Consider the following 14,635-nt stretch of genomic DNA (forward strand, 5'->3'; position numbering starts at 1 on the left):
GTCACAGTCCCTTCGGGGTCAGCAGCACCTTCAGGTGCTTTGCGCGGTCGGCTGCCAGGTCCGCGAAGACCCCGGCTCCTTCCGAGAGCGAGAAACGTCCGGTGATCAGGGGCGAGGCGTCCAGGCGCCCGGTGCTCATCAGGTCGATCACCCGGGGGATGTCGAAGTTGTAGCCGAGCGTGCCGAGCACGGACCGCTCGTAGAAGACGAGTTGGCCCATGTCGAACTCGACGCTGCCGTGGCCGACACCGGCGAGCACGACCCGCCCGCCGCGCCGGACGGTGGCCACCGCCTGGGCCGCGAGCGCGGGGACACCGGTCGCGTCGATGACGACGTCCGGGCCGATGCGGCCGGTCTTCACGAACACCTCACGGCGTACATCGGTCTCGCGCGGGTCGAAGGCCTCGGTGACACCGATGTCGAGGAGCTTCTCCCGGCGTTCCTCGAGGGGTTCGCTGACGTAGAGCCCGGCGGCGCCGGCGAGGCGGGCCGCGAGGACGACGGCGAAGCCGATGGGGCCGCCGCCGACGACCAGGACGTTGTCGCCGGGCCGGACACCAGCCCGGGTGACGGCGTGCAGGCCCACGGCGAGTGGTTCGGCGGCGGCCGCCATCTCGTCACTGACGTTGTCGGGCAGCCGAGTGAGACCCGCGATCGGCACGGTGACGCGGTCGGCGAAGGCGCCGGGCGAGGCGAGGCCCACCGAGCCGCTCTTCGGGCAGATGTGGTACTCGCCGCGCACGCACCAGAAACAGACACCGCACCGCCACACGGGGTCGGCGGTCACCCGGTCACCGATCGCGATGCCGGGCACCGCCCTGCCCAACGCGACCACGGTGCCGCTCAGTTCGTGGCCGAGGGCGAGGGGCGGGCTGGCACCGGTGAGCGGGTGCGGATCGCTGCGGATCATGTGCGGGCCTTCGAGGAACTCGTGCAGGTCGGTGCCGCACACGCCCGACCAGGAGACCTCGACGACCGCTTCGTGCGACGCGGGCTGCGGGGGGTCGGGGACCTCCTCCAGTCGTAGGTCGCGTGCGGCGTGCCAGCGCAGTGCCTTCATCTTCTCCGCCCCTTTCAGTGCCGCGATGGGTTGTTCGTTTGCTGCTGCGCCGTCGTGGCTGGGCGCGCAGTTCCCCGCGCCCCTTCGGGGGCGCTTCCCAATCGCCTACTTGTCTCGCTCTGGTCCCTCGAAGCGCGCCTTGCCCGGGCCGTGTTCGAGGAAGGACTGGATGCCGGTGGCGGCGTCCGCCGTGCCGAACACTCCCGTGAACAGGGAGCGTTCGAGCGCCAGCCCGGCGGACAGACCGGAGTCGGCGCCGTGGTCGACGGCCTCTTTGATCGCCTCCAGAGCCGCGGCGGGACCCTCGGCGAGCTTCCGGGCGTATCGCAGGGCGGTGTCGTACACCTCGCCCGCGGGCACGACCTCGTCGACGAGTCCGAGGCGCAGCGCCTCCTCCGCGTCCACCCGGCGGCCGGTCATCAGGAGGTTCTTGGCACGGGACGGCCCGATCAGCCGGGTCAGCCGCTGGGTGCCGCCCGACCCCGGAATGATGCCGAGCTGCACCTCGGGCTGGCCGAGGACCGCGTCGCCGGCCGCCACCCGGTAGTCGGCGGCGAGGGCCAGTTCGAGGCCGCCGCCGAGCGCGTACCCGGTGACCGCCGCGACGACCGGCACGGGCAGCCGGGCGACCTCGTCGAAGGTCCGCTGCAGTGCCCGGTTCCAGCCCCGGACCTCTTCGGGGCCCATCACGGCCAGCGCCTTGACGTCCGCCCCCGCGGCGAACAGCCGCTCGCCGCCGTACAGCACCACGGCCCGCACCGCGCGGTCGTCCGCCAGCTCGCGCACAGCGGCGGCCAGCTCGGCGCGCTGGGCGGTGTCGAAGGCGTTCATCGGCGGGTGTTCGAGGCGGACCGTGACAACGGGTCCGTCGGTGTCGAGGCGGATGCGAGGCAAGGGGCCCTCCTCGGTGTGGGGGTGACTTAGAGCCAGTCCGGATGGTTGTCGACCAGTGGGCTCCGTCGTAAAGTGCGGCTCAACGTTTTATAGACCAAGAGGTACACTAAATCTTGGTAGCGGGCAACCGACCGGTCGGGATAATCCTGGCCGCCGAGCCGGAAGAGTCGCCGTGCACAATTTCTCGAGCATCCTCGATTACCACCTGGCCCAGCGGCCCGACGCTGTGGCCGTGACGCAGGAGGACCGCCGTCTGACGGTGCGCGAACTCCATGAACGGGTGAACCGGCTGGCCGCCGGCCTGACAGAGCTGGGCGTCGGGCGCGGCGACGTCGTGGCCCTGCTCCTCTACAACCGGCCCGAGTTCCTGGAGCTGGTCCATGCGGCGAGCCGCGTCGGGGCGGTCTTCCTGCCGCTGAACTACCGCCTGTCCGAGGAGGAGTGGGCGTACATCCTGGACAACGCCCAGGCGAAGGTGATCGTCACCGAGCCGGAGTTCGTGCGCGCCACGGACCGCATCGCCGGGAAGCTGGCCGGCCTGGAGCACCGCGTCCTGGTGGACGGTCAGGCCCCGGCAGGACAATGGACGGGTTACGAGGCCCTCCTCGACCTGCACCACGGCGCCCGGGTCGAGCCGGTGGACGTCGCGGCGGACGACCTTCAGCGGCTGATGTACACCTCCGGCACCACCTCACGGCCCAAGGGCGTGCGCATCACGTACGGGAACGTGCAGGCCAAGAATCTGGCGCACATCGTCCACTTCGGCCTGACCGCGGCCGACACCACGCTGGTCTGCGGGCCGCTGTACCACGTGGGCGGACTGGACATGCCGGCCCTCGGAGTCCTGTACGCGGGCGGAAGCGTGGTGCTCCAGCGGAAGTTCGACCCGGAGGGCGCCCTGCGCGCGATCCAGGAGCACCGGGTGACGAACGCCTGGCTCGCCCCCGCGATGGTCAACGCGGTCCTAGAGGTCCCGGGCCGGGTGTCGTACGACACCAGCTCGATGCGCTTCATCCTCGGCGGCGGCGAGAAGACGCCCGAGCCGGTCCTGCGGCGCATCATGAACGCCTTCCCCAACGCCTGGTTCGCCGACGCCTACGGACTGACCGAGACCGTCTCGGGCGACACCTTCCTGGACCGCGAGCACGCGCTGTCCAAACTGGGCTCGGTCGGCCGTCCCGTGCCGCACACGCGCGTGCGGATCGTCGACGACACCGGCAAGGAGGTCTCGGTCGGCGAGCTCGGCGAGATCACCCTGCGCGGCCCGAAGGTCTTCGCGGGCTACTGGCGTGACGAGAAGGCCACCGCCGCCGCTCTCAAGGACGGCTGGTTCCACACCGGGGACATCGGGCACGTCGACGAGGACGGCTTCCTCTTCATCGACGACCGCAAGAAGGACATGATCGTCTCCGGTGGGGAGAACATCGCCACGCCCGAGGTCGAGCGGGTGCTGTACGAACACCCGGCCGTCCTGGAGGCCGCGGTGGTCGGCCTGGCCCACCCCCGCTGGGGTGAAGTCCCGCGCGCCTTCGTGGTGTTCCGGCCCGGAGCGGGCGCCGGGCCGGACGAGCTGCGGGAGTTCTGCCTGGAGCGGCTGGCCAAGTTCAAGGTGCCGGTCCGCTTCGACGTCGTCGACGAACTTCCCCGCACCCCCTCGGGCAAGGTCCTCAAGCGGACCCTGCGCGACATCCCCGTGGAGGGCTGACCCATGGCCGATGTCAACACCGACCTGCGCCTCGACGGCAGGACCGCCTGGGTGACCGGTGCGGGCAAGGGTCTTGGCCGGGCGATCGCGGTCGCCCTGTCCCAGGCCGGGGCGGACGTGGCGGTGACCGCCCGTACCGCCGCGGACCTGGAGAGCCTGGAGGCCGAACTCGCCGGGTACGGCGGCAAGGTGCTGGTGCTGCCCGGCTCCGTCGCCGACTCCGACGCGGTCCGCACTACGGTCGAGCGGATCACCGGGGCGACGGGGCGACTGGACGCCGTCGTCAACTGCGCGGGGATCAGCCCGCACTTCATCCGCAGCGAGTTCGTCACCGACGAGGACTTCCGGCGGGTGCTCGACATCAACCTCCAGGGCACCTTCTTCTGCTGCCGCGAGGCCGGCAGGGTCATGCTGGCGCAAGGGTCCGGGTCGATCGTCAACGTCTCGTCGGTGCACGCGAGCACCGGCTTCGAGCGGATCGCCGCGTACGCAGCCAGCAAGGGCGGCGTCGAGGCGCTCACCAAGTCCCTCGCAGTCGAGTGGGCCGACCGTGGCGTGCGGGTCAACTCCCTGGCGCCCGGCTACTTCCGTACGGACCTCAGCTCGGGTCTGCTGGACAGCCGCTGGGGCGAGCGGATCGTGGGAGGCACGCCCCTGGGCCGGGTGGGCAACGTCGAGGAACTGGGCGGCGCCGCGGTGTTCCTCGCCTCGGACGCCTCGCGCTTCGTGACGGGTACGACCGTCACCGTGGACGGGGGCTGGACGGCGTGGTGACTGCGCCGCGGGTGGCCGGCTGACGTGGCTGGAACCTCAGAAAGCCGCCCCAGCGAGCCGGGGCGGCTTCCCGCTATCCGACCACGGACGGCACGTCCCGGGGGTAGGACTCCGAGGTGCCGAAGAGCTCCTTGGAGACGGCCCGCACCACGTTGACCACCAGCGGGGCCACGAGCTCCAGCGAGGAGCGGCCGTCCCCGACCACCGAGATCGCCCCGACCGGCCCCTCCGGCCCGCGCAGTGCGAGGCCGACGCAGCCGAGATCGGGGAAACACTCGCCCCGGTCGATCGCCAGCCCGTTGCGGCGGCGCACCAGGCCGAGTTCGCGGTGCAGTTGGTCCAGGCGGCCGATGCTGTGGTGGGTGCGGCGCTCGATCACCTGCGCGTACCGGGCATCGATCTCCTCCGGGCTCAGCCAGGCGAGCATGGCCTTGCCGAGCCCCGTGCAGTGGGCGACCGCCCGGCCGCCGACCCGCGACGGGATGTCCACCGCCGCGCGGCCTCCCACCTTGTCCAGGTAGTAGATCTCCGGCCCGTCCAGCACGGCCAGGTGGACGACCATCCTGGTGCGCACGGCGAGATCCAGCAGGTGCGGTGCGGCGGCGGCCCGCAGCGCGCTGTGTCCGATCTCCCGGCCTCCCAGGCCGAGCGCACGGGGTCCCAGCGTGTATCCGGCCACCGTGTGCCGCAGCCAGTCCAGCCGGACCAGCTGGTCGAGTATCCGGTGAGAGGTCGAGCGGGGCAAATGTGTCCGGCGGGAAACCGTTTCGAGGGTCAGGTGGGTCTGTGGACTTTCGAAAAGGTCCATGATCAACGTCACGCGCTCCATCATCGACGGAGGCAGCGCGGCCCCGTCCACCTCGGGGGATCGCATGCTCAGGCGAAGGGCAGACGTCATCGTCGGTGCCTCTCTGCTCAAACTGAAATCAATTCTAGTTCGGCGCCGGCGTCAAGGTATCAATGCCTCGGGCCGCAGAGATAGAGTCGTGCACCGATTAATTGGGACGGTCGGTCTATTTTCTGCGGAGCACAAAAATGTACCGCTCCCCGGAAGAACGTTTCCGGGGAGCGGTACGTCGGATCCGTGTCAGCCGCGGGCGGTGAGGTCCAGGGCGATGTCCACGATCATGTCCTCCTGTCCGCCGACGAGGCCGCGCCTGCCGACCTCCTCCAGGATCGTGCGGGCGTCCAGGCCGTACTGCTCGGCCGCGGTCTCGGCGTGCCGCAGGAAGCTGGAGTAGGCGCCGGCGTAGCCGAGGGTGAGAGTCTCCCGGTCGACGCGCACCGGGCGGTCCTGGAGAGGCCGGACCAGGTCCTCGGCGGCGTCCTGGAGGGCGAACAGGTCGCAGTCGTGCTTCCAGCCGTAGAGGTTGGCGACGGCGACGAACGGCTCGATCGGGCAGTTGCCCGCTCCCGCACCCTGTCCCGCGAGCGACGCGTCGACCCGGGTCACCCCTTCCTCCACGGCCACCACGGAGTTGGCCACCGACAGGGAGAGGTTCTCGTGGGCGTGGATGCCGATCTGAGTCGCCGGGTCGAGGACCTCCCGGTAGGCGCGGATGCGGTCGCGTACGCCGTCCATGGTGAGCCGGCCGCCGGAGTCGGTGACGTACACGCAGTGCGCGCCGTAGCTCTCCATCAGCTTGGCCTGCTCGGCGAGCGCCTCCGGGGACGCCATGTGGGCCATCATCAGGAACCCGGAGACGTCCATGCCGAGTTCGCGGGCGGTGGAGATGTGCTGGGCGGCGACGTCCGCCTCGGTGCAGTGGGTGGCGATGCGCACCGAGCGGACGCCGAGGGCGTAGGCCCGCTTCAGTTCGACGATGGTGCCGATGCCGGGCAGGAGCAGGGAGGTGAGGACGGCGCGGTCGATGGCGTCCGCTGCCGCCTCGATCCACTCCCAGTCGGTGTTGCTGCCCGGCCCGTAGTTGAGGCTACCGCCGGCCAGTCCGTCGCCGTGGGCGACCTCGATCGCATCCACGCCCGCGCGGTCGAGTGCCGCAGAGATCTTGGACACGAACTCGGGCGTGATCCGGTGCCGGATGGCGTGCATGCCGTCCCGGAGGGTGACGTCCTGTACATAGAGCCTGCGGGTCACTTGGTCACCTCAGCGGTCGTCCGGCGGGCGATGCGCTCGGCGACGCGCAGGGCGGCCGAGGTCATGATGTCGAGGTTGCCGGCGTAGGCGGGCAGGTAGTGGGCGGCGCCCTCGACCTCGAGGAAGACGGAGACCTTGGTGGCCGGCCGCTCCGTGATGTCGTCGGGCAGCAGCGTGTGGATGGGGTCCTCGGCCGGGACCGGCGTGAACTGCACCTGCTGCTTGAGCCGGTAGCCGGGCACGTACTCGGCGACCGCGGCCACCATCTCCTCGACCGAGTTCCGGACCGCGTCGTGGTCCGCGGCGCCGATCAGGCAGTACACCGTGTCCCGCATGATCAGCGGCGGTTCGGCCGGGTTGAGCACGATGATCGCCTTGCCGCGCCGGGCGCCACCCACCTTCTCGATGGCGCCGGAGGTGGTCTCGGTGAACTCGTCGATGTTGGCCCGGGTGCCGGGTCCGGCCGACCTGGAGGAGATCGAGGCGACGATCTCGGCGTAGGGCACGGGCGTGATCCGGCTGACCGCGTGGACGATCGGGATCGTTGCCTGGCCGCCGCAGGTGACCATGTTGAAGTTGTCGACAGCGTTGTCGGCGCCGGTCAGGTGTTCGTCCAGGTTCACCGTCGGCACCACGTACGGGCCGAGGGCCGCCGGAGTGAGGTCGACGAGCCGCTTGCCGTACGGGGCGAGCTTCTTGGCGTTGTCGACATGTGCCTTCGCGGACGTGGCGTCGAAGACGATCTCGATGTCGTCGAAGCCGTCCATGCGGATCAGGCCGTCGACGCCCTCGTGGGTGGTCGGGACCTTCAGTCGGGCGGCGCGCGCCAGACCGTCCGAGTCCGGGTCGATGCCCACCATGGCGGCCATCTCCAGGGTGTCGGACAGGCGCATGACCTTGATCATCAGGTCGGTGCCGATGTTGCCGGAGCCGATTACGGCCACCTTGGTCTTCGTCATCCGTCTTGTTCCTTGGGTGAGAAGGTCGCGGTCACCGAACCCAGGCCCGACATCTCGGCCCGTACGGTGCTGCCTGGCGGGGTGGGGACGAGCGGACCGAGGGCACCGGAGAGCACGACCTGCCCGGCGCGCAGCGGGTCGCCGAACTCCCGGGCGGTGCGCGCCAGCCACAGCAGGGCGGCCAGCGGGTCGCCCAGACAGGCCGCGCCGTCGCCCTCGGAGGCGAGCTCGCCGTCGGCGTACAGCCGCATGGTCACGTCCCGGGGCGTGAACTCCCCCAGCCCGACCCGCTGTTGTCCGAGGACGAACAGGCCGCTGGAGGCGTTGTCGGCGACCGTGTCCGTGATCGCGATGTCCCAGTCGGCGACCCGGCTGTCCACGATCTCCAGCGCGGCCACGGCGTGCCCGACCGCCGACCTGACCCGCTCGACGTCGAGGTCGTCACCGTCCAGGTCTTCGGCGAGCACGAACGCGATCTCCGCCTCGACCCGGGGCTGGAGCAGCCGGTCGCTGGGGACGGCCGGCAGTCCGGTGACGTCCATGTCGTCCAGCAGGACACCGAAGTCGGGCCGGTCCACGCCCACTTGACGTTGCACCGACTCCGAGGTCAGCCCGATCTTGCGGCCGACGACCCGTGCCCCGGCAGCGATCCGGTCCCCGATGACGCGTCGCTGAACGGCGTACGCGAGGCTGATGTCACTCGCGCCGAGCAGGTCCCGTACCGGCGCACAGGGCCGGTGGTCACGGGCTGCCCGGGTGAGTCGTACGGCCGCCTCGGCCACCGCGGTCTCACGGTTCGCGACGGCAGTCGGTTCCCAAACGTCTGTCATTGCCATCCTCAACTCGTGCCGGCCTTCAGCCTGAGCCGCCGTGCCGGCGGGCAGCCGCGAGCGTTCCGCTCACCGGGACTCGCCGGCGCCCGGGTCTCGATGAGCGAGATGGCACAACGACGGCCCCACACCGCCTCGTTAGCGTCGTCCGGCGAACCGCTGGGCGCACCCTGTTCGTTCCCCCACGCCCCACCCAGCACGGTCGGCACTCATGAGGAGGTTCGGATGAGCATCAACGAGGATGCCTACGACGTGGTGGTCGTGGGGTCCGGCGGAGGTCTGGTCGGGGCGTACGTGGCGGCGTCGCGCGGCCTGCGCACCCTCGTCGTCGAGAAGACCGACCGGGTCGGCGGCACCGTGGCGTACTCCGGAGCCGGCCTGTGGTTCCCGGGATCCGCTCCGCTGCGCCGGGCCGGTCTCGGGGACGACGTCGAGGAGGTGCGGGCATATCTGCGCAGTGTCGTCGACGACCCGTCCCGGGAGGCGCTCCAGGACGCGTATCTGGCGGCCGGGCCCCGGCTGATCGACGAACTGGAGCAGAACTCCTGGTTCCAGACCTTCGTCCACGGGCCGGTCCCGGACTACTACGCCTCGGCCCCGGGATCGTCACCCACCGGGCACACCGTCTTCCCTCCCCCGCTCGAGGTCGCGGAGCTCGCAGAGCGCCGGGCACTGGTGCGCGGATCGCTTCCCACCGAGCGGTTCCGCTTCGACGAGGGCCCGATGCTCTCTGGCGGCCGCTCCCTGATCGGCCGTGCGCTGTCGGCGTTCCTGGAGACGGGCAACGGCGAACTGCGGCTGAACACCGCGCTGGAGAGCCTGGTCGTCGAGGACGGCAGGGTCGTGGGCGTCGAGGTCCTCAGCGACGGTGAGCGGGTCCGGATCCGGGCCGGGCGAGGTGTACTCCTCGCGGCCGGCGGCTTCGAGCGCGACCGCGAGCTCCGTGAGAAGCACCAGGCGCCGCTCACCGGAGAGTGGTCCGAGGGTGCCCCGGCCAACACCGGTGACGCCCTGCGGGCGGGCATCGCGGTGGGCGCGGACACCGACCTGCTCGACGAGGCCTGGTTCGTCCCGGGGCTGGTCCACCCGGACGGGCTGCCGGTCTTCCACACCGGCACCCGGGGCGGGATCTGGGTCAACGGCGCGGGCGAACGCTTCGTCAACGAGACACGGCCGTACGACCAGGCCGCGCACGAGATCGTACGGCTGCACCACACGACCGGAGTGAGCCACATTCCGGCGCACTGGATCTTCGACCAGCGGCAGATGGACCGGGACGGCATCGGCTTCCCGCCCGCCACGCCGGGGGCCGAACAGTGGCTGGAGTCTGGGGCGTTGAAGAAAGCCGACAGTCTGGAGGAGCTGGCGCGCCTGATCGACGTGCCGTTCGACGCCCTGAAGCGGACCGTCGAGGAGTTCAACGGGTACGCGAAGTCCGGTGTCGACGCGCGGTTCCACCGGGGTGAGACGCCGTGGGACCAGATGTTCCACCACATCGTCCCCTTCCCGGCCGACCCCCGGCAGAACTTCCCCGCGAAACCGTCGCCCGAGTGGCCGAACCCGCTGCTCCTGCCCATCGACGAGCCGCCGTACTACGTGGCGACCATCGTCCCGTCCGACATCGGCACCAAGGGCGGTCTGCGGATCGACACCCACGCGCGCGTGCTGCGGCCGGACGGCCGGCCGATCGAGGGCCTGTACGCGACCGGGAACACCGCGGCCGCGATGTCGGGGCGGGTGTACCCGGGGGCGGGTACGCCGATCGGTTCGAGTCTCGCGTTCGGGTATCTGGCGGTGCTGGACATGGCGGGATCGGCGGACTGACGTGACGCACGTGTGCCCGGGACACGGCGAGTGTCCCGGGCACTGTGCTGTGCGCTACGGCGCCGTGATCAGCCGTGCGGCCAGCCGGAGGTCGGTCTCACCCTGATCGGTGGAGATCTCCTCGGTCAGCATGGCGACGAACAGACCCCACCACGTGTAGACGAGCAGGCGCACCTTGCTGCGGGCGTCCGCACGGTCCCCGAGCAGGTGCAGGAGCCGCTGTCCCAGCGATCGCTCCACGATGTCGATCTGTGTCGGGACGGCGCTCGCGTACTCAGTGAACGACGACAGCGCCACCGCCGAGGCCAGCAGCGGACTGCCCAGCAGTTTCCCACTCAGCGCGATGAGCATCTCCGCCACCTCGGCCGCGGGGTCCGCCACCTCGTCGGCCGCCGGGCCGGTGTCGCGGCCTCCGAGGAACTGGTCGATGTGCCATTCGAGCACCGAGAGGAACAGGTAGGGCTTGGAGGGGAAGTAGCGGTAGAGCGTGGCGATCGCGACGCCCGCCTCCTTGGCCACATCGTGCATCTGCACGCTCGCCAGCCCCTCGCGCGCGCCGAGTTCGGCGGCCGCGCCCAGGATGCGGACCCGACGGGCGGCCTGCCGGCTCGACGTCGGAGCGGCTGCTTGCCGTACCTCTGCGGGTCTCGCCACGTCGTCGTCCCCCCTGTCGTCGGCTGCTCCCGCAGTCGGCACTCAGCCGGCCTCCGGGCGGGTCAGGAAGGCCAGCACCGCGCTCTCCCAGGCCGCCTTCTGCTCGATCATCGCCCAGTGCCCGCAGTCCGGCAGCACATGCAGTTCGGCCTTGGGAATCGTACGCATCGGCAGCAGCGCGCTCTCCAGGGGCGTGACCCTGTCGTCCCGGCCCCAGGTCAGCAGGGTGGGTGCGGTGACCTTGTGGAGTGCGGCCCAGATGGGCTGGTCGGACTGGGACTGGGCGGCCTGGATCGCGGCCATGGCCTGCCGCCCGTAGATCCGGCGGGAGGCCTCCAGCGTCTGAGGCTCGGTGGCGCTCGCCCAGCGCTCCTCGATCAGTTCCTCGGTGAGCAGGGCCGGGTCGTGGACCATCGCCCGCAGCCACTGCACGAGGTTGTCCCGGGTCGGGTTCTCGGCGAACTCAACCAGCAGGTTGAGGCCTTCGCTGGGCGCCGGGGAGAGGATGTTGCGGCCCACGCCGCCGATGGTCACGATCCTGCGGAAGAGGTCCTTGTGGGCGACCGCGAGCCCCACGGCGACGAACCCGCCCATGGAGTTGCCGATGACGTCGACACGGTCGAGGCCGAGGCCGTCGAGGAAGCGCAGGACGGCCTTGGGACCTGCCGCCATCGGGTTCTCGGCGGTCGGGTCGCTCACCCCGAAGCCGGGGAACTCCAGGGCCAGGCAGCGGAAGTGCTCGGCGAGCACGGGCAGGTTGTTCCGGTAGTTGCGCCAGCCGGTGACGCCCGGCCCCGACCCGTGCAACAGGAGCAACGGGGGACCGTCACCGGCCTCGTGGTAGCGCAACGTGCCGTCGTCGGTGGGGAGTTCACGCAGGGTGTCGTCGTAGCTGAGTGTCATGACGCTCACCGTCGCACCGGCGAGGGCTCGGTCGCCGTACGTCTCCCGATCAGTGGGACGGCCCCGGCGGCAGGGGGGCCGGGCTGTCTAACGTCACGAAGGTACCGATACCGGGGGCCCGACGGGCCGCCCCGGACCTGACCAAATGTGAGGGGAGGGCCTGATGGGTGTTCGCTCACTCGGGTACCTGCGTCTGGAGTCCAACGACCTCGACAAGTGGAGGGCCTTCGGAGCCGACTTCCTCGGCCTGATGCCCGTCGAGGGCGGCGACTCGGAGTCGCTGTCCTTCCGGATGGACGACTATCCGGCCCGGATCGTGATCTCTCCGGGCGCTCAGCCCACGATGACGGCGCTGGGCTTCGAGGTCCTCGACGAGCGGGAGCTGGCGCGGTTGGTCGCGGATGTCGAGAAGGCTGGGATCAAGGTGACGGCCGGCACCGAGGCCGAGGCGGCGGAGCGGAAGGTCACGGGCTTCGTCAAGTTCAACGACCCGGGCGGCAACCCGGTCGAGCTGTTCTACGGCACGACCCTCGACCATGTGCCGGTGCAGACCCCGCTGGTATCGAAGTTCGTCACCGGCGACATGGGCTTCGGGCACGCCATCATCTCGGCCGAGGACGCGCGGTCGACGTTCGACTTCTACGTCAATGTCCTGGGCTTCATCGAGCGCAACACCATGCGCTCCCCCGGCGGCACGACCTGGTTCATGGGCTGCAATCCCCGCCACCACACTCTCGGTGTCACGCCGATGCCGGGTCCCGGGCGGCTGCTGCACTTCATGGTCGAGGGCGCGACGCTGGACGACGTGGGGCGGGCCCTGGACCGGGCCGGCAAGTACGAGGTGCCGATGATGCACTCGCTCGGCAAGCACACCAACGACCACATGGTGTCGTTCTATGTCTGGTCGCCGGAGAACTACGCCGTCGAGTTCGGCTGGAACGGCCTGAAGGTGCCCGAGCCGGTTCCCGTCTACGAGATCACGGACGGCGCGTTCTGGGGCCACCACTTCACGCCGCCGCCGCAGCCGGCCGGCTGAGCAGGCGGGGGAATGACTGAGCCCCACGGCCTCGGACCGTGGGGCTCAGTCGTGTCACTCGATGGTGATCGCCCGTTCCGGGCAGGCCCGTTCGCCGTCGCGGGCCGCCTCTTCGAGGCCTTCCGGGACCTCTCCGTCGAAGGGCAGCGCGTAGCCGTCGTCGTCCAGACGGAAGACTTCCGGTGCGGCAGCCGCGCACCGCGCGTGGCCGGAGCACATCGTCGTGTCAATGGTGATCTTCATGCAACAGCTCCGTTTCCGAAGGTGAGGGGCGGCCGAGCCGTATCGGCCCACTGCGGGCGGCGGTCAGCAGCGTCGACAGGTCGACACCGGCCTCCGCCGCGACGTCTCCGCAGGCCTCCACGTCCTTGCGCAGATACGGCGTGACCGTCGCGATGAAGGGCTGGGCCCCGCCCCGGGCGGTGATGTACCGGCCGACCGTCGAACCGCCGCTGCTGACGGCGAGGGCGTCGAGCAGGGCACTCTCCTCGATGCCGAGAGCCTTCCCCGCTTCCACTCCGCCCAGCGTGAGTTGGGCGATCGCGGCGAACAACAAATTGTTGAGGAGCTTCACGCGCAGGGCAGAGCCGCGCCCGCCCGTGGTGAGCACGGGTTCGGCGTAGGCGGCGACCACTTGGCGGGCCGTGGCGACGTGCCCGGCCTCGCCTCCCAGGTAGACCACGAGCCGGCCCGCACGCACCGCGTCGGCCGTTCCACTGAACGCCGCGTCCACGATCGCGGCCCGCCCCTCAGGTGAGTACGCGGCCAGGCGCTCGAGCGTGCCCGGTCTTCCGGTCGTGTGCGAGACGAGCACCGTGCGGGCGTCCATGGCTGCCACGACCTCGGGCAATACGTCGAGCATCTGCGCGTCGCTGTAGAGGCAGCTGACGACGACGTCGGAAGCGGCCACGTCGGCCGGCTCCGCCACGAGCTGCGCGGCCGAGAGCCGCGCGCGCACCTCCGCCCGCCGTGCGTACAGGCGCACCTGGTGACCGGCCGCGAGCAGCCGCTCGACCATGGGTTCGCCGATCTGCCCGGCGCCGAGGAACCCGACCGTCGACATTGTCATGTGCCCTCCCCGACCTACGGCTTGTTGGTCGACCCCGCGTCGACGGTGAACTGAAGTCCCGTGACGTACCGTGCCTCGTCCGAGGCCAGGAACAGGACGGCGTTCGACACGTCCCGCGGCTCAACGTAGGGGGCGAGCGGATTCATCGCGGCGAGGCCGAACAGCGGTTCGCGCGCGGCGAGTTCCTCGATGGGCACGCCGACGGTGATGCCCGTGTCGCTGACGCCGGTGGGGTGGACGGTGTTCACCCGGATGCGGTGCGGGGCGAGTTCGTTGGACAGGGCCTTCATCAGGCCAACCACTCCGTGTTTGGCGGCCACATAATGGGCGTACGGCACATGGCCGCGGATACCGGCGGCCGAGCTGGTGATGACGATCGAGCCGCCCTCCCCCGCCTCGATCATCCAGGGGATCGCGGCCCGCGCGCTGTTCCAGGCGCCCTTGAGGTTGACGTCGACGACGACGTCCCAGGCGTCCTCGGACAGTTCCCAGGCCGCACCGATGCTCATGACACCGGCGTTGGCGAGGACGATGTCGAGCCGCCCGAACTCCTCGCGAGCCGCGTCGACGGCGGCGCGCATCTCGGCGATAGAACGGACATCGGCCTGGACGGCGACACATCGCCGACCGGTCTTCCTCACCAACTCGGCCGTTTCTTCGAGCTGTTCCTTCGTCGCCAGCGAGTACGGCAGTTCCTCGCTGATGTCGTGGCAGACGTCGGTGACGACGACGTCCGCGCCCTCCTCGGCCAGCCGTACGGCATGCGAGCGGCCCTGCCCCCGCGCCGCTCCGGTGATGAGCGCGACCTTGCCCTCCACACGTCCCATGC

Annotated in this window: 15 protein-coding genes and 1 pseudogene; 4 read left to right on the forward strand and 12 right to left on the reverse strand. The window is 70.5% G+C overall.

All coding sequences use genetic code 11. The features are described 5' to 3' along the window. Position 1: 1 nt before the first annotated feature. Positions 2 to 1,060: an alcohol dehydrogenase catalytic domain-containing protein gene (locus AB5J50_RS01000; protein WP_369253977.1), complete on the reverse strand. Its 1,059-nt coding sequence runs from the start codon at positions 1,058 to 1,060 to the stop codon at positions 2 to 4. A 105-nt stretch (positions 1,061 to 1,165) separates the two neighbouring features. Next, positions 1,166 to 1,954: an enoyl-CoA hydratase/isomerase family protein gene (locus tag AB5J50_RS01005; protein WP_369253979.1), complete on the reverse strand. Its 789-nt coding sequence runs from the start codon at positions 1,952 to 1,954 to the stop codon at positions 1,166 to 1,168. A gap of 172 nt (positions 1,955 to 2,126) precedes the next feature. On the opposite strand from AB5J50_RS01005, the gene AB5J50_RS01010 reads away from it, so the two are divergent. Continuing rightward, on the forward strand, positions 2,127 to 3,659 hold the full coding sequence (locus tag AB5J50_RS01010) for a long-chain fatty acid--CoA ligase (protein WP_369253981.1): 1,533 nt from the start codon (positions 2,127 to 2,129) through the stop codon (positions 3,657 to 3,659). Between the two features lie 3 nt (positions 3,660 to 3,662). Next, positions 3,663 to 4,433, forward strand: coding sequence for an SDR family NAD(P)-dependent oxidoreductase (locus AB5J50_RS01015; protein WP_369253983.1), 771 nt, complete (start codon positions 3,663 to 3,665; stop codon positions 4,431 to 4,433). Positions 4,434 to 4,506: 73 nt separating this feature from the next. Here AB5J50_RS01015 and AB5J50_RS01020 read toward each other — a convergent pair whose 3' ends face one another. From AB5J50_RS01020 to AB5J50_RS01035, 4 genes are all read right to left on the reverse strand, one after another. Further along, the gene (locus tag AB5J50_RS01020; RefSeq protein ID WP_369253985.1) at positions 4,507 to 5,307 is read right to left on the reverse strand and encodes an IclR family transcriptional regulator; all 801 of its coding nucleotides are present in this window, start codon (positions 5,305 to 5,307) and stop codon (positions 4,507 to 4,509) included. Positions 5,308 to 5,520: 213 nt separating this feature from the next. Continuing rightward, positions 5,521 to 6,531 carry a 4-hydroxy-2-oxovalerate aldolase gene (gene dmpG, locus AB5J50_RS01025; protein ID WP_369253987.1) on the reverse strand — a complete coding sequence of 337 codons (1,011 nt, stop codon included), beginning with the start codon at positions 6,529 to 6,531 and terminating at the stop codon, positions 5,521 to 5,523. Further along, positions 6,528 to 7,490, reverse strand: a complete 963-nt coding sequence (locus tag AB5J50_RS01030) for an acetaldehyde dehydrogenase (acetylating) (RefSeq protein WP_369253989.1) — start codon at positions 7,488 to 7,490, stop codon at positions 6,528 to 6,530. The genes dmpG and AB5J50_RS01030 overlap by 4 nt, the downstream gene beginning before the upstream one ends. Beyond that, positions 7,487 to 8,320: a 2-keto-4-pentenoate hydratase gene (locus AB5J50_RS01035; RefSeq protein ID WP_369253991.1), complete on the reverse strand. Its 834-nt coding sequence runs from the start codon at positions 8,318 to 8,320 to the stop codon at positions 7,487 to 7,489. The genes AB5J50_RS01030 and AB5J50_RS01035 overlap by 4 nt, the downstream gene beginning before the upstream one ends. 225 nt (positions 8,321 to 8,545) lie before the next feature. Between AB5J50_RS01035 and AB5J50_RS01040 the strand changes: the two genes are divergently transcribed. Further along, the gene (locus tag AB5J50_RS01040) at positions 8,546 to 10,144 is read left to right on the forward strand and encodes an FAD-binding protein (protein ID WP_369253993.1); all 1,599 of its coding nucleotides are present in this window, start codon (positions 8,546 to 8,548) and stop codon (positions 10,142 to 10,144) included. 54 nt (positions 10,145 to 10,198) lie between these two features. Here AB5J50_RS01040 and AB5J50_RS01045 read toward each other — a convergent pair whose 3' ends face one another. Together AB5J50_RS01045 and AB5J50_RS01050 are read right to left on the reverse strand one after the other, a co-directional pair. Next, on the reverse strand, positions 10,199 to 10,798 hold the full coding sequence (locus tag AB5J50_RS01045; RefSeq protein ID WP_369253995.1) for a TetR/AcrR family transcriptional regulator: 600 nt from the start codon (positions 10,796 to 10,798) through the stop codon (positions 10,199 to 10,201). A gap of 42 nt (positions 10,799 to 10,840) precedes the next feature. Next, positions 10,841 to 11,701 (reverse strand): alpha/beta fold hydrolase, encoded by an 861-nt coding sequence (locus AB5J50_RS01050; RefSeq protein WP_369253997.1) that lies wholly within the window; start codon positions 11,699 to 11,701, stop codon positions 10,841 to 10,843. 163 nt (positions 11,702 to 11,864) lie between these two features. Between AB5J50_RS01050 and AB5J50_RS01055 the strand changes: the two genes are divergently transcribed. Further along, on the forward strand, positions 11,865 to 12,737 hold the full coding sequence (locus AB5J50_RS01055; RefSeq protein ID WP_369253999.1) for a VOC family protein: 873 nt from the start codon (positions 11,865 to 11,867) through the stop codon (positions 12,735 to 12,737). A gap of 54 nt (positions 12,738 to 12,791) precedes the next feature. Here AB5J50_RS01055 and AB5J50_RS01060 read toward each other — a convergent pair whose 3' ends face one another. The 4 genes and pseudogenes from AB5J50_RS01060 to AB5J50_RS01075 form a co-directional block, all read right to left on the reverse strand. Further along, the gene (locus AB5J50_RS01060; protein ID WP_369254001.1) at positions 12,792 to 12,980 is read right to left on the reverse strand and encodes a ferredoxin; all 189 of its coding nucleotides are present in this window, start codon (positions 12,978 to 12,980) and stop codon (positions 12,792 to 12,794) included. Beyond that, complete coding sequence (locus tag AB5J50_RS01065) at positions 12,964 to 13,371, reverse strand: NAD-binding protein (protein ID WP_369265267.1); 408 nt, start codon at positions 13,369 to 13,371, stop codon at positions 12,964 to 12,966. The genes AB5J50_RS01060 and AB5J50_RS01065 overlap by 17 nt, the downstream gene beginning before the upstream one ends. After that, positions 13,354 to 13,815 (reverse strand): annotated as a pseudogene (locus AB5J50_RS01070) (NAD(P)-binding domain-containing protein); the annotation flags it as partial. The pseudogene AB5J50_RS01070 and the gene AB5J50_RS01065, both read right to left, overlap by 18 nt. Positions 13,816 to 13,820: 5 nt before the next feature. Continuing rightward, complete coding sequence (locus tag AB5J50_RS01075) at positions 13,821 to 14,633, reverse strand: mycofactocin-coupled SDR family oxidoreductase (RefSeq protein WP_369254003.1); 813 nt, start codon at positions 14,631 to 14,633, stop codon at positions 13,821 to 13,823. Positions 14,634 to 14,635: the final 2 nt, after the last annotated feature.

Source organism: Streptomyces sp. R35, assembly GCF_041053035.1.
GTDB classification, from domain to species: domain Bacteria; phylum Actinomycetota; class Actinomycetes; order Streptomycetales; family Streptomycetaceae; genus Streptomyces; species Streptomyces lutosisoli.

Bases quoted from the DNA above. Each gene is read 5' to 3' on its own strand.
- AB5J50_RS01075 (WP_369254003.1), bottom strand. From the start codon at position 14,633: ATGGGACGTGTGGAGGGCAAGGTCGCGCTCATCACCGGAGCGGCGCGG.
- AB5J50_RS01000 (WP_369253977.1), bottom strand. From the start codon at position 1,060: ATGAAGGCACTGCGCTGGCACGCCGCACGCGACCTACGACTGGAGGAG.
- AB5J50_RS01060 (WP_369254001.1), bottom strand. From the start codon at position 12,980: ATGAAGATCACCATTGACACGACGATGTGCTCCGGCCACGCGCGGTGC.
- AB5J50_RS01015 (WP_369253983.1), top strand. From the start codon at position 3,663: ATGGCCGATGTCAACACCGACCTGCGCCTCGACGGCAGGACCGCCTGG.
- AB5J50_RS01035 (WP_369253991.1), bottom strand. From the start codon at position 8,320: ATGACAGACGTTTGGGAACCGACTGCCGTCGCGAACCGTGAGACCGCG.
- AB5J50_RS01040 (WP_369253993.1), top strand. From the start codon at position 8,546: ATGAGCATCAACGAGGATGCCTACGACGTGGTGGTCGTGGGGTCCGGC.
- AB5J50_RS01055 (WP_369253999.1), top strand. From the start codon at position 11,865: ATGGGTGTTCGCTCACTCGGGTACCTGCGTCTGGAGTCCAACGACCTC.
- AB5J50_RS01020 (WP_369253985.1), bottom strand. From the start codon at position 5,307: ATGCGATCCCCCGAGGTGGACGGGGCCGCGCTGCCTCCGTCGATGATG.
- AB5J50_RS01030 (WP_369253989.1), bottom strand. From the start codon at position 7,490: ATGACGAAGACCAAGGTGGCCGTAATCGGCTCCGGCAACATCGGCACC.
- AB5J50_RS01050 (WP_369253997.1), bottom strand. From the start codon at position 11,701: ATGACACTCAGCTACGACGACACCCTGCGTGAACTCCCCACCGACGAC.